Origin of the sequence: Lysobacter terrestris, assembly GCF_014489475.1 — a bacterium.
In the GTDB taxonomy this organism is placed as follows: domain Bacteria; phylum Pseudomonadota; class Gammaproteobacteria; order Xanthomonadales; family Xanthomonadaceae; genus Agrilutibacter; species Agrilutibacter terrestris.
Genome location: NZ_CP060820.1, coordinates 2,403,584 through 2,415,745 on the forward strand (window position 1 = coordinate 2,403,584; position 12,162 = coordinate 2,415,745).

A 12,162-nucleotide genomic window follows, 5' to 3' on the forward strand; every position below is an offset into this window, starting at 1 on the left:
TTTTTCTTTGGACGCGTCGCGGGATGTTCGACCTGTCGCCCAGCCTGGATTGCAACGGACGCACGCTGGTCCTCGACCGCGTGCGCGTCATGGGCATCGTCAACGTCACCCCGGATTCGTTTTCCGACGGCGGCGAGCACGCCGGCGTCGATGCGGCCGTCGCGCACGGGCTCAGGCTTGCGGAGGAGGGCGCCGACGTCCTCGACATCGGCGGCGAATCGACCCGGCCCGGCGCGGCGGAGGTCGACGTCGAAGAAGAGTTGCGCCGGGTGATTCCGGTCATCACGCGCCTGGCGCAGGAAACGACGCTGCCGATCAGCATCGACACGTCCAAGCCCGAGGTCATGCGCGCCGCCGTCGCGGTCGGCGCGGGCCTCATCAACGACGTGTATGCGTTGCGTCGCGACGGCGCGCTGGACGCCGCGGCCGCGCTGGGCGTGCCCGTCGTGCTGATGCACATGCAGGGCGAACCGCGTGCGATGCAGGTCGCGCCGCAGTACGACGATGTCGTCGCCGAGGTGCATCGCTTCCTCGCCGAGCGCATCTTCGCCGCGGAGATGGCCGGTATCGCCAAGAAGCAGATCGTGGTCGATCCCGGCTTCGGCTTCGGCAAGAATCGCGACCACAACCTGTTGCTGCTCGCACAGCTGGAGCGCTTCGGCGAACTGGGCGTGCCGCTGCTGGCGGGGCTGTCGCGCAAGAAGACGATCGGTGAACTCACCGGCCGCGACGATCCGCACGATCGCGTGTTCGGCTCGGTGGCCGCGCACCTGATCGCCGCGCAGCGTGGTGCGCGGATCGTGCGCGTGCACGACGTTGCCGCCACGGTCGATGCGCTCAAGGTATGGGCCGCAGTGGCCGCGCAACCCGCGCCGCGGGCGAAGCCGGCCACCCCGACGATCCGTTGGCCGGACGACGACTGACCCGGCAGGGCGGCATGTGACGACGCGGGTACGCAGGCTTCGCCGACAGCCGCGAGTTGTACACACAGCCTGTGGGCAATTCTCCAGAACTTCCTGTGGACAAGTCGCTGCCGGCCAGCAGGGACAAGGCTGTCAAGTGGGTTGGCTATTTTTTCGCCAGCTCCGTCGCGAAAAAAATTTGGCGATTTTTTCGCCAATACGCTTGACAGCCTTGTCCCGCAAGGCGTGCAGGCAGTTGTCCACAGGATGTCCGCGAAAGCTGTCCACAGAAGTTGTGAACAAATGCACCGGCCAGGGCTTCAGCCAAGCGCGGTCGGCGTCCACAACTGCGACCAGCGCGCCAGCTTGGCGTCCGCGGCGAGTTGCTGCGGTGAAGCAATCGCTTCCGCACCCAGCAAGTGGCGCTGGTCGAAGCTGTTGCGGTTGATGGCGCTGCGCAGCCGGCCGTCCAGGCCCTGGCAGGTCACGGCCACCAGCACGCCGCACGCAGCGCAGAACAGGAAGTCCGCCTGCGCGGAGCCTTGCCGGTAGTGGCGCGCGTTGCCGGCGCCGTGGAGCTGCAATGCACCCCGCGCATCCGACACCCACGCGGCGCGATGGCGCGTGCAGAAGTCGCAGTCGCAGGCACGCGGGGTGAAGGCATCGAGCGCGTGCTCGCTCGTGAACGTCCAGCGCAACGCGCCGCAATGGCATCCGCCCAGGTGCTGTAGCGCCGTCATCGTCGCGGCCTCAGTCGCCGCCACCGCCATCGCAACCACCGCCATCGCCGGCACCGTCCGCGCAGTCGCCGCCGCTTCCGCCATCCGTGGTGGCATTGGATCCACCGTCGCCGGAGGCGCGTCCAGTGCGGCCACGCGAGGCCAGCCACACGACGAGCACCAACGCCATCGCGCCCGCCACCGCCAACAGGGTCAACATGCTTGCGCACTCCACGGACCGGTTCGTACAAGGCTAGCCGTCCTGCCGTATCCGCGCGACCTCCGGCCGGCGCGGTAAGCTTGTGCGATCGGGTCCATCGGCCCAGCGACACCGCATGAGCCACGATCCGCGCCCCCTCGCCATCGCCCTGATGGGCCCGACCGCATCGGGCAAGACCGCGCTTGCGCTGGAGTGGGCGCAACGCCTGGGCGGTGAAATTGTCAGCGTGGATTCCGCGCTCGTGTACCGCGGCCTGGACATCGGCGCGGCCAAGCCGACGCGTGCCGAACAGGTTGCCGTCCGCCACCACATGCTCGACCTGCGCGATCCGTGGCAGACCTATTCGGCGGCGGAATTCGCCACCGACGCGCGCGACGCGCTCGCCGACATCGTCGCCCGCGGCCGCGTGCCGATTCTCGCCGGCGGCACCGGCCTGTACTTCCATGCCTTGCTGCGCGGTCTTGCGGACATGCCCGAGGCCGACCCGGGCACGCGCGCGAGCATCGAAGCCGAGGCGGCAACGCGCGGCTGGGCCGAGCTGCATGCCGAACTGGCGCGCATCGATCCCGACGCCGCCGCCCGCATCCACGCCACCGATGCGCAGCGCATCCAGCGCGCGCTGGAAGTCTTCCGCCTGTCCGGGCGCACGATCAGCGCATGGCGCGATGATGCGCGCGGCCGGCCGCGCCTGCCGTTCCGGGTATTGAAGCTGGTGCTCGCGCCGCGCGATCGCGCGGTGCTGCACCAGCGCATCGAGCAGCGCTTCGACGCCATGCTCGACGGCGGCTTCCTCGACGAGGTGCGCCGGCTGCGCGCGTTGCCCGAACTGCAGGGCCACCCGCGCCCGCTGGACCTGCCTGCGCTGCGCGCCGTCGGTTATCGGCAGGCCTGGGAGCACCTGGACGGCGACTACGCGGCCGGCGAGTTCCGCGATCGCGGCATCTTCGCTACGCGCCAGCTCGCCAAGCGCCAGCTCACCTGGCTGCGCGGGGAGCTCGACGCGCGCTGGTTCGACCCGCAGCACGAACGGGCGGCGCTGGAAGCGGCCTTGCGGCTGTTCCTGCCGGCCTGAGCCGGGGATGGGCACAGCGAGCGGCCCGGTCGCGCAAACGCGGCCGCCGTCGCGCTCGCTCCGTGCCCGGGTGGGTTACCATCGGGCAGCCGTCGGTGCGGGGACAGCGCCGGCGACGCGACGGGGTCGTGCCGCGGTATCGCGCCCATCGCCACCTATAACTAGAAAGAAAGTGGGGAAAACGATGTCGAAGGGTCAATCCTTGCAGGATCCGTTCCTGAACGCTCTGCGGCGCGAGCGCGTGCCGGTTTCGGTCTACCTGGTCAACGGCATCAAGCTGCAGGGCACGATCGAGTCGTTCGACCAGTTCGTGGTCCTGCTGCGCAACACCGTCAGCCAGATGGTCTACAAGCACGCGATCTCCACCGTGGTGCCCGCGCGCAACGTGCGCGTCGGACCGGGCGGCGGCCAGGTGCAAGGCGGCGAAGGCGGCGAAGAAGGCGACGAGAGCGAGTAAGCCCGTCGTCCGACGTCGGGAGATGGCCCTGACTCGGCTTCGCTTGAAGCGGAGCCCTGCCATCCCCATTCCTCCTTTCCCCGTCCGTGGGGAAGGAGTACACAGGTCGAATGTTTGAACGTTCCCGCAAGGGCGAATACGCGTTGCTGATCCAGCCCCATGCCGGCGGTCCGCCGGACGAGGGCCTGGTGGAGGAATTCGCGGACCTCGCGCGCTCGGCGGGGGCATCCGTCGCCGCGTTGCTCACCGCGCGCATCGACCGGCCCAATCCCGCCACGCTGATCGGCAGCGGCAAGCTCGAGGAAGTGAAGGCCGCGGCCGATGCCAGCGGCGCCGACCTCATCCTGGTGAACTACGCGCTGTCGCCGGGCCAGGAACGCAACCTGGAAAAGCTGCTGCAGCGTCGCGTCGTCGACCGCACCGGCCTGATCCTGGACATCTTCTCGCAGCGCGCGCAGAGCGCCGAAGGCAAGCTGCAGGTCGAGCTCGCCCAGCTCAAGCACATGGCCACGCGCCTGGTGCGCGGCTGGACCCACCTGGAGCGCCAGCGCGGCGGTTCCATCGGCCTGCGCGGTCCCGGCGAAACCCAGCTGGAAACCGACCGCCGCCTGCTGCAGAAGCGCCTGGAGCAACTGCAGAAGCGCCTGGACAAGGTCGAAGTGCAGCGCACGCAGATGCGCCGCGCGCGCATGCGCAGCGAACTGCCGCGCATCGCCCTGGTCGGCTACACCAATGCCGGCAAGTCGACGCTGTTCAATGCGCTGACCGGCGCGGCGGCCTATGCCGCGGACCAGTTGTTCGCCACGCTCGACCCCACCGTGCGCCGCATCGCGCTGCCCGGCGGCGGTGCGGTGCTGGCCGATACCGTGGGCTTCGTGCGCGACCTGCCGCACGAACTGGTCGCGGCGTTCCGCTCCACCCTGTCCGAGGCGCGCGACGCCGACCTGCTGCTGCACGTGGTCGACGCGGCCGATCCATTGCGCGACGAGCGCATCGCGCAGGTCGACGAGGTGCTGGCCGAAATCGGTGCGGGCGACCTGCCGCAGCTGATCGTCTTCAACAAGATCGACCGGCTCGAACGCGAGAATGAGGCGGCCCCGGAGCCGCGCCACGATCGCCCCGGCGAAGGCCGCCAGCGCGTCTGGGTGTCCGCGCAGCTGGGCCTGGGGCTGGACCTGCTGCGCAAGGCGCTGGCCGAAGTGCTGGAACTGCGCCACGTCGCCGGCGAGCTGCGGCTGCCTTCGCAGGCGGCCCGGCTGCATGCGCGGTTGCACGCGATCGGCGCGATCCGCGAGGAATCGCACGACGAGCAGGGCTGGCAGCTGCAGGTCGACCTGGCCATCGCCGACGCGCTCAAGCTGTTCTCGCAGGCGCACGGCGAAGCGTTGCGCCCCCTGCTCGAGGCCGCCGGCGCCCTCGCGGACGAAGCCGCCGACTGGTAACGCGAGGGCCAATTGCCCTATCGAGGCAAGATCGAGGCACGTTGCCTTGTTTGAGGCAGCTGTGGCCCTCACCTAGAATCGACGCGCGCCTTGCGGGCGCGAATGTCCCCTTGGAGCAGGCATGGCCTGGAACACACCCGGTAGCAGCGGCAACAACCCTTCAGGTCCGGAGGGGCGTCGACCGCATCGTCCCCGCAAGACCGGCGGCGTACTCGACACCCTGCTCGATACGGCCCGCGGGCTCTTCGGCGGCGACGGCAGCAGCGCGTGGCGCTGGGTCGCACTGGTGCTCGGCCTGTGGCTGGTCTTCAGCAGCTTCGTGCTCGTCACCGAGCAGGAGCGCGGCGTGGTCCTGCGCTTCGGCCGCTACGCCCGCATCATGGACCCGGGCCCGCACTTCAAGGCGCCCTGGCCGATCGAGACGGTGGAGAAGGTCAACGCGACGCAGAGCAACGCGTACAGCGAGAACGTCCCCGTCTTCACCCGCGACGGCAACATGGTGAACGTCGAGATCAACGTCCAGTACCGGATCGGCGACCCGCTGCTCTACAAGTTCGGCACCCGCGACGCGGACGAAACGCTGAAGGAAGCCGCGCAGAGCGCGGTGCGCGAACAGGTCGGCCGCTCCGACCTCGACACCGTCCTCAATGCACGCGGCGAACTGACGGTGGCCGTGCGCGACCACCTGCAGAAGGCGCTGCAGGCCTACCAGACGGGCCTGGTGCTGACCGAGCTGAACCTCCCGAACGCGCGTCCGCCGGACGACGTGAAGGATGCCTTCGACGAAGTGCAGCGCGCACGCGCCGAAAAGAACACCGCGATCAACGAAGCGCAGGCGTACGCCAAGCGCATCGTGCCGGAAGCACGCGGCGAAGCCTCGCGCACGCGCACGGTCGCCGAAGGCTACAAGACCGCGTCCATCGCCCGGGCTTCGGGCGACGCGACGCGTTTCTCGTTGCTGGTGGACCAGTACAAGTCCGCGCCCGACGTCACCCGCAAGCGCCTGTGGCTGGAAACCCTGCAGGGCGTCCTCGCCGAGAACCGCACGATCGTCGGCGGCGATTCGCGCCAGTTGATCTACGTGCCGATGGGGGACAAGCGTCCGCCGCCGTCCGCCGCCAGTGCGCCGCTGCTCACGCCCGACGTGCTGTCGCCGGCCGTGAACGCCGATGCCAGCAATGAACCCGGTCGCCCGTCGCGCGGTTCGCGCCCGACCCGTGAGGAGGATCGTCGATGAGAGTCTCGCTTTGGGTGGCCATCCTGGTCAGCGCGTTGCTGGCCCTGCTCGGCTCGGTGTTCGTCGTGCGTGAAGGGCACAGTGCGATCGTCTTCCGCCTCGGCACCATCGTGCGCACCGACGTCGGTCCCGGCCTGCACTTCAAGGTGCCGCTGATCGAGAACGCGCGGGTGTTCGACCGCCGCCTGCTGGTGCTGCCGGCGGAATCCGAGCGTTACCTGACCGAAGACAAGCAGGACGTCAGCGTCGACTTCTTCGCCCTGGGGCAGATCGAGAACCTGCGCGTGTTCTTCCGTGCCACCGGCGGCAGCGAAGAGGTCGCCGTGCAGCGCCTCGCGCCGATCATCCGCGATTCGCTGCGCAACGAGATCAACGCGCGCACGTTGCAGGAAGTCGTGTCCGGCGACCGTACCTCGGTCATCGGCAAGCAGCTGAAGGCGATCAACGACGGCGCGCAGACCCTGGGCGTGAAGATCGTCGACATCCGCATCAAGCGCATCGAGCTGCCGCAGGACAGCAACGTGGTGGGTTCGGTCTACGACCAGATGCGTTCGCAGCGCAAGCAGGTCGCCAGCCAGCTGCGCGCCGAGGGCGTGGAGCAGGCGCAGGTCATCCGCGCCGAGGCCGAGCGCGAGCGCGCGGTGATCCTGGCCGAGGCCGAGCGCGACGCGCAGAAGCTGCGCGGCGAAGGCGATGCCGAAGCCACCCGCCTGTACGCGCAGGCGGCCTCCAAGGACCCGAGCTTCTACGCCTTCCAGCGCAGCCTGGAGGCCTATCGCGCCTCCTTCGGCGACGGGCAGAGCGTGATCGTGCTCGACCGCGACGATCCGTTCCTGCAGTACATGAAGTCGGACCGCTGATTCCCCGGCGGTCCGCGCCATGCTGGTCGAGCTCTTGTCCGCGCTGTGCCTGGTGGCCGTGCTGGAAGGCCTGTTCCTCTTCGTCGCCCCGCGCGGCTGGCGCCAGGCGGTAGAGCAGCTGCACCGGCTTCCGGACCGGGGGCTGCGGCTGCTCGGCGGCGTTTTCGTCGCCCTCGGCCTGGTTTCGCTGTTCCTGGTGCGGGGGTTCTAGGCCCCCGGGCGCCGCGGCCGGGAAATCGGTCCGCGAACCGACAGGAAAGGGTAGCCCCGCCCCCCCAAAACCCGGATAATGCACAAAAGCCGGACGGGGTCTCAGCCCCTCCGGCTTTTTCCGTGTCGCGCCGCCGCAAATGTCGGCTTATGGGCGACACCCTCGCGCCGCTGCGCGCCAGTTGAACCCGCTTGCGGGAACCAGATCTTGGAGTTCTAGACCAATGGGTCAGTCAGTCGTGGTGTTGGGTGCCCAGTGGGGCGACGAAGGCAAGGGCAAGATCGTCGACCTGCTGACGCAGGACATCGGCGCGGTCGTGCGCTTCCAGGGCGGCCACAACGCCGGCCACACGCTCGTCATCGGCGGCAAGAAGACCGTCCTGCACCTGATTCCCTCGGGCATCCTGCGCGACGACGTGCTGTGCCTGATCGGCAACGGCGTCGTGCTGCACCCGGGCGCGCTGCAGAAGGAAATCGCCGAGCTCGAGGCCAACGGCGTCGAAGTGCGTTCGCGCCTGAAGATCAGCCCGGCCACGCCGCTGATCATGCCGTACCACATCGCCCTGGATCAGGCGCGCGAGAAGGCCGCCGGCAAGGGCGCCATCGGCACCACCGGCCGCGGCATCGGCCCGGCGTACGAAGACAAGGTCGCGCGTCGCGGCATCCGCGTCGCCGACCTGCGCTACCCGGCCGAGCTCGCCGAGAAGCTGCGCGTGACGATGGACTACCACAACTTCGTCCTGACCAAGTACCTGGGCGTGGAAGCCGTCGACTTCCAGAAGACCCTCGACGACGCACTGGCCTTCGGCGAATACGTCGAGCCGATGAAGTCCGACGTCGCCGGCATCCTTCATGACCTGCGCAAGCAGGGCAAGCGCGTGCTGTTCGAAGGCGCGCAGGGTTCGCTGCTCGACATCGACCACGGCACCTATCCGTACGTCACCTCGTCGAACACCACGGTCGGCGGCGCGTATGCCGGTACCGGCGTCGGCGCGGATGCGATCGACTACGTGCTCGGCATCGCCAAGGCCTACGCCACGCGCGTCGGCGGCGGCCCGTTCCCGACCGAACTCAACGACGACGTCGGTCAGGGCATCCGCGACCGCGGCCAGGAATACGGCGCCACCACCGGCCGCCCGCGCCGTTGCGGCTGGATGGATATCGTCGCGCTCAAGCGCGCCGTCGCCATCAACGGCATCACCGGCCTGTGCATCACCAAGCTCGACATCCTCGACGGCATGGAGACGCTGAAGGTCTGCATCGCGTACGAGTACCACGGCAAGCGCAGCGAATACGCGCCGCTCGACGCCGCCGGCTGGGAAGAATGCAAGCCGGTGTACCTCGAATTCCCGGGCTGGGAAGAGTCGACCGCCGGCATCACCGACTGGGACAAGCTGCCGCCCGCCGCCCGCGCCTACCTGCGCGCGCTGGAGGAGCTCTCCGGCTGCCCGCTGGCGATCGTGTCCACGGGGCCGGATCGCGATGCCAACATCGTGCTTAGGGATCCTTGGGCGTAACGGCCCGGCGTTTGGTTCAAAAAGAAGCCCCGCGTTGCGGGGCTTTTTTTGTCAGATTTTTCTGACAGACAACACATGGTCACGTGTGCCAGCATCCATAGGATGTCGGTTCTAATGCGTTAGGCCCATGTACAGGAGTCGGTGATGTACTTAGGAAGGATCATTTTCTTGGTGGCTGTAGCCGCGCTGGTTGCTTGCAACTCAACCACGCGGGGAGACGCGCTTCCCGATGAGCACGCCAGCGAGTCGGTGTCTACGGCGCCTCAGGTTATCCAGCCGATGCCAGTTGCCGTCCCTCAAAGAACTCAGGCGGAGGGTTCGGACAGGCAACAAGCCAGTACAACTGCTGCGGGAAACGGAGGTCTCCGCCAGTCGTACTACGAATGTGCGCAGGCAGGAGACGGTTCCACCTGGAGCATGCAGGAATGCATAGCGCGCGAAGCTGAGTACCAGGAAGACCGGTTGAACAAGGTCTACCAGATGTTGCGATCCAGGCTTTCCACCGAGCGAAAGGAAAGGCTCAAGCTTGATGAGCGAAAGTGGTTGGCGGAGCGGAGCAGCAACTGTAGTTGGGACGCCACCAATGGAGGCCAGGGACAGCGCATCGAAGCCAATATCTGCTCGCTGAAGATGACGGCTGAGAGGGTGGCCGAACTCGAGAGACTTCTCGCGAGCAGCGACGTTTAGTCTAGCGTGGGAAACCAAGTCAAGGAGTGACTGTCATGAGTGAAGATATGCATGCCGCGCGTCGTGCGGTTGAGAGTTGGCGTCTCGGCCAGACATCAGCGCACTACGAGTCCAGCGGACTCGGTGCCGGAGTGATCTCCAGCGGAAAGGGTGATCACGGCGGCGTTTCATACGGCGCCTATCAACTGTCTTCGAAAATGGGCACGTTGGCGGAGTATCTGGAGCAGTCCAGGTACGGTGAACAATTCAAGGGGCTCACCCCTGCCACGCCAACATTCAATGCCAAGTGGAAGGAGATCGCCAGGACCGATCCAGAGTTCGCGCGCGATCAGCATGACTACATTGGCAGGTCGCACTACGGCGAACAGCTGGACAAACTGAAAGGCGCGGGCTTGGACCTCTCGACCCGGGGCCGGGCTGTGCAGGATGTGATCTGGAGCACCTCGGTTCAGTTCGGAGGATTGACCCAGCGTATCGTCGGCAAGGGGATAGAGGAGAAGTTTGGGAAGGGCGTCGACCTATCGCTTCTGTCCGACAAGGATGTCGTGGTGGCGATCCAGGATTACAAGATTTCGCACAACAGCACGCTCTTCAAAAGCTCTCCGGAGTGGCAGCCCGGCTTGCTGCGGCGGGCACAAGCGGAAAAGGCAAGCCTCGTGGCGTTAGCAGGCCACGAGGAGTCTCTTAGACGAAGCGGCGTCGACCTAGGCGTGGCTCCGGTACACGGCAAGGCGCACCGCTCTCGCGAGGATGTCTTGCTTGATCGCTCAACCATGGCAAGCGACATCCTGAAGAGCGGCGATGAGAACGAACACGTTCGCTTGGTGCAGAAAGACCTACTCAAGCTTGGTTACACCGATAGGCAAGGACGATCGCTAAAGTTGGACGGCGACTTCGGTCAGCGTACCGAAGAGGCGCTGAGGGCTTTCCAGAAGGCTCACGGTCTTCGTGTCGATGGCGTCGTGGGGAAGGACACTAGGCTTGCCCTGCAGGAGGCGACGCTGAGCCCCTTGTTGTCGGAAAAGACTCATCCGGATCATGGATTGTTTCGCGAGGTGAAGGATGGAATTGCGCGCCTGGGTCCAGGGGCCGTTCCAGGTGGCAGCGAAGATGGCTTGGCAGCGGCTGTTGCGGCACAGGCGAAGCTTGGGGGGCTCCGGCACGTTGATCATGTGCTGATGAATAGCCAGGGAGACCGAGTCTTGGCGGTTCAAGGCGACCTGCATGATCCGGCTAAGCGATGGGTCCATGTGGATCGGGTCGAGGCGCTGGGCCGGTCGGTCGAGAGCAGCACTGGTGAACTCAAGGAGGGCCAGTTGCAGCGGGAACAGGCTGCGCAAGCCAACATTCAGGCGCAACACATGGAACACCGGAGCGGGCTTTCGGTTGGCATGAGGCCGTAGTGATGCGTTTGGATTAGGCGAGGCTTGGCCGAGCGTGCCAGTCCTCGCCTAAGGCTCCCGGCCTCAGAACATACTCGCGATCGGCGCAGTGCCTAAGTCGCGTCACTCAATCGCACCCCGAAGTCGACCGAGGCCCCGCATCGTGCGGGGCCTTGCTGCTTCTGGAGGTGGGCCTCCTGGTTTCTTGCCTACGCCGAGGATGCCTTTAGCCAAATGCGGCAAGACCGCTGCCCCGTGGCTTTACTTCCAGGTAACCCCAAGAGCCGCAACAATGCGGGCCCAATACCCCCACACTCGCCCGGCCAGACCGGGCACAGGAACTCTCCATGAAATCCCGCGCCGCCGTCGCCTTCGCTCCCGGACAACCGCTGCAGATCGTCGAGATCGACGTGGCTCCGCCGCGTGCGGGTGAGGTGCTGGTGCGCATCACGCACACGGGCGTGTGCCATACCGATGCCTTCACCCTGAGTGGCGACGATCCGGAAGGGCTGTTCCCAGTGGTGCTCGGGCACGAAGGTGCCGGTGTCGTCGTCGAAGTGGGCGAGGGCGTGACCAGCGTCAGGCCGGGCGACCACGTGATCCCGCTGTACACCGCCGAATGCGGCGAGTGCCTGTTCTGCAAGTCCGGCAAGACCAACCTGTGCGTGGCGGTGCGGGCGACGCAGGGCAAGGGCGTGATGCCGGACGGGACCTCGCGCTTCTCCTACAACGGCCAGCCTGTTTACCACTACATGGGCTGCTCCACCTTCAGCGAATACACCGTGGTCGCCGAGGTGTCGCTGGCCAAGATCAATCCCGAGGCCAACCACGAGCAGGTCTGCCTGCTCGGTTGCGGCGTCACCACCGGCATCGGCGCGGTCCACAACACGGCGAAGGTGCAGCCGGGCGACAGCGTCGCGGTGTTCGGGCTGGGCGGCATCGGCCTGGCCGTCATCCAGGGCGCGCGTCAGGCGAAGGCGGGCCGCATCATCGCGATCGACACCAACCCGGACAAGTTCGCGATGGCTGCGGAGATGGGCGCGACCGACTTCGTCAACCCGAAGGACCACGACCAGCCCGTGCAGCAGGTGATCGTCGAGATGACCGGCTGGGGCGTCGACCACAGCTTCGAATGCATCGGCAACGTCAACGTGATGCGCGCCGCGCTCGAATGCGCGCACCGCGGCTGGGGCCAGTCGGTGGTCATCGGCGTGGCCGGCGCGGGGCAGGAGATCTCCACGCGCCCGTTCCAGCTCGTCACCGGGCGCACCTGGAAGGGCACGGCTTTCGGCGGGGTCAAGGGCCGCAGCCAGTTGCCCGGCATGGTGGAACAGGCGATGCGCGGCGACATCCAGCTGGCGCCCTTCGTCACCCACACGCTGCCGCTGCAGGGCATCAACGACGCCTTCGAGCTGATGCACGCAGGCAAGTCGATCCGCACGGTCATCCACTACTGA

General features: G+C 67.0%; 12 protein-coding genes and 1 pseudogene. 11 read left to right on the forward strand and 2 right to left on the reverse strand.

All coding sequences use genetic code 11. The features are described from left to right. The first annotated feature begins 23 nt into the window (after nt 1-23). The gene (folP, locus tag H8B22_RS11175) at nt 24-923 is read left to right on the forward strand and encodes a dihydropteroate synthase (RefSeq protein WP_187711498.1); all 900 of its coding nucleotides are present in this window, start codon (nt 24-26) and stop codon (nt 921-923) included. A gap of 299 nt (nt 924-1,222) precedes the next feature. Here folP and H8B22_RS11180 read toward each other — a convergent pair whose 3' ends face one another. After that, nucleotides 1,223-1,642, reverse strand: a complete 420-nt coding sequence (locus tag H8B22_RS11180; protein WP_187711499.1) for a GFA family protein — start codon at nt 1,640-1,642, stop codon at nt 1,223-1,225. Between the two features lie 10 nt (nt 1,643-1,652). Next, nucleotides 1,653-1,841 (reverse strand): hypothetical protein, encoded by a 189-nt coding sequence (locus H8B22_RS11185; protein ID WP_187713684.1) that lies wholly within the window; start codon nt 1,839-1,841, stop codon nt 1,653-1,655. A gap of 115 nt (nt 1,842-1,956) precedes the next feature. Between H8B22_RS11185 and miaA the strand changes: the two are divergent. The 10 genes and pseudogenes from miaA to H8B22_RS11235 form a co-directional block, all read left to right on the forward strand. Beyond that, nucleotides 1,957-2,941: pseudogene (gene miaA / locus H8B22_RS11190) on the forward strand (tRNA (adenosine(37)-N6)-dimethylallyltransferase MiaA); the annotation flags it as partial. A gap of 156 nt (nt 2,942-3,097) precedes the next feature. Further along, nucleotides 3,098-3,370 carry an RNA chaperone Hfq gene (gene hfq / locus H8B22_RS11195; RefSeq protein WP_187711501.1) on the forward strand — a complete coding sequence of 91 codons (273 nt, stop codon included), beginning with the start codon at nt 3,098-3,100 and terminating at the stop codon, nt 3,368-3,370. Between the two features lie 110 nt (nt 3,371-3,480). Next, nucleotides 3,481-4,812 (forward strand): ribosome rescue GTPase HflX, encoded by a 1,332-nt coding sequence (gene hflX / locus H8B22_RS11200; RefSeq protein ID WP_187711502.1) that lies wholly within the window; start codon nt 3,481-3,483, stop codon nt 4,810-4,812. Nucleotides 4,813-4,933: 121 nt separating this feature from the next. Then, nucleotides 4,934-6,049, forward strand: coding sequence for an FtsH protease activity modulator HflK (hflK, locus tag H8B22_RS11205; RefSeq protein WP_187711503.1), 1,116 nt, complete (start codon nt 4,934-4,936; stop codon nt 6,047-6,049). Next, nucleotides 6,046-6,909: a protease modulator HflC gene (hflC, locus tag H8B22_RS11210; RefSeq protein ID WP_187711504.1), complete on the forward strand. Its 864-nt coding sequence runs from the start codon at nt 6,046-6,048 to the stop codon at nt 6,907-6,909. Before hflK ends, hflC begins: the two co-directional genes overlap by 4 nt. Before the next feature lie 19 nt (nt 6,910-6,928). Continuing rightward, nucleotides 6,929-7,120, forward strand: coding sequence for a DUF2065 domain-containing protein (locus H8B22_RS11215; RefSeq protein ID WP_187711505.1), 192 nt, complete (start codon nt 6,929-6,931; stop codon nt 7,118-7,120). A 223-nt stretch (nt 7,121-7,343) separates the two neighbouring features. After that, the gene (locus tag H8B22_RS11220) at nt 7,344-8,636 is read left to right on the forward strand and encodes an adenylosuccinate synthase (protein ID WP_187711506.1); all 1,293 of its coding nucleotides are present in this window, start codon (nt 7,344-7,346) and stop codon (nt 8,634-8,636) included. A gap of 279 nt (nt 8,637-8,915) precedes the next feature. After that, nucleotides 8,916-9,323, forward strand: coding sequence for a lysozyme inhibitor LprI family protein (locus H8B22_RS14875; protein ID WP_343204069.1), 408 nt, complete (start codon nt 8,916-8,918; stop codon nt 9,321-9,323). 35 nt (nt 9,324-9,358) lie between these two features. After that, a complete protein-coding gene (locus H8B22_RS11230) occupies nt 9,359-10,726 on the forward strand; it encodes a peptidoglycan-binding domain-containing protein (RefSeq protein ID WP_187711508.1) in 1,368 nt (455 codons plus the stop codon). A 326-nt stretch (nt 10,727-11,052) separates the two neighbouring features. Continuing rightward, complete coding sequence (locus H8B22_RS11235; protein WP_187711509.1) at nt 11,053-12,162, forward strand: S-(hydroxymethyl)glutathione dehydrogenase/class III alcohol dehydrogenase; 1,110 nt, start codon at nt 11,053-11,055, stop codon at nt 12,160-12,162.

Bases quoted from the DNA above. Each gene is read 5' to 3' on its own strand.
- folP (WP_187711498.1), top strand. From the start codon at position 24: ATGTTCGACCTGTCGCCCAGCCTGGATTGCAACGGACGCACGCTGGTC.
- H8B22_RS11180 (WP_187711499.1), bottom strand. From the start codon at position 1,642: ATGACGGCGCTACAGCACCTGGGCGGATGCCATTGCGGCGCGTTGCGC.
- H8B22_RS11185 (WP_187713684.1), bottom strand. From the start codon at position 1,841: ATGTTGACCCTGTTGGCGGTGGCGGGCGCGATGGCGTTGGTGCTCGTC.
- hfq (WP_187711501.1), top strand. From the start codon at position 3,098: ATGTCGAAGGGTCAATCCTTGCAGGATCCGTTCCTGAACGCTCTGCGG.
- hflX (WP_187711502.1), top strand. From the start codon at position 3,481: ATGTTTGAACGTTCCCGCAAGGGCGAATACGCGTTGCTGATCCAGCCC.
- hflK (WP_187711503.1), top strand. From the start codon at position 4,934: ATGGCCTGGAACACACCCGGTAGCAGCGGCAACAACCCTTCAGGTCCG.
- hflC (WP_187711504.1), top strand. From the start codon at position 6,046: ATGAGAGTCTCGCTTTGGGTGGCCATCCTGGTCAGCGCGTTGCTGGCC.
- H8B22_RS11215 (WP_187711505.1), top strand. From the start codon at position 6,929: ATGCTGGTCGAGCTCTTGTCCGCGCTGTGCCTGGTGGCCGTGCTGGAA.
- H8B22_RS11220 (WP_187711506.1), top strand. From the start codon at position 7,344: ATGGGTCAGTCAGTCGTGGTGTTGGGTGCCCAGTGGGGCGACGAAGGC.
- H8B22_RS14875 (WP_343204069.1), top strand. From the start codon at position 8,916: ATGCCAGTTGCCGTCCCTCAAAGAACTCAGGCGGAGGGTTCGGACAGG.
- H8B22_RS11230 (WP_187711508.1), top strand. From the start codon at position 9,359: ATGAGTGAAGATATGCATGCCGCGCGTCGTGCGGTTGAGAGTTGGCGT.
- H8B22_RS11235 (WP_187711509.1), top strand. From the start codon at position 11,053: ATGAAATCCCGCGCCGCCGTCGCCTTCGCTCCCGGACAACCGCTGCAG.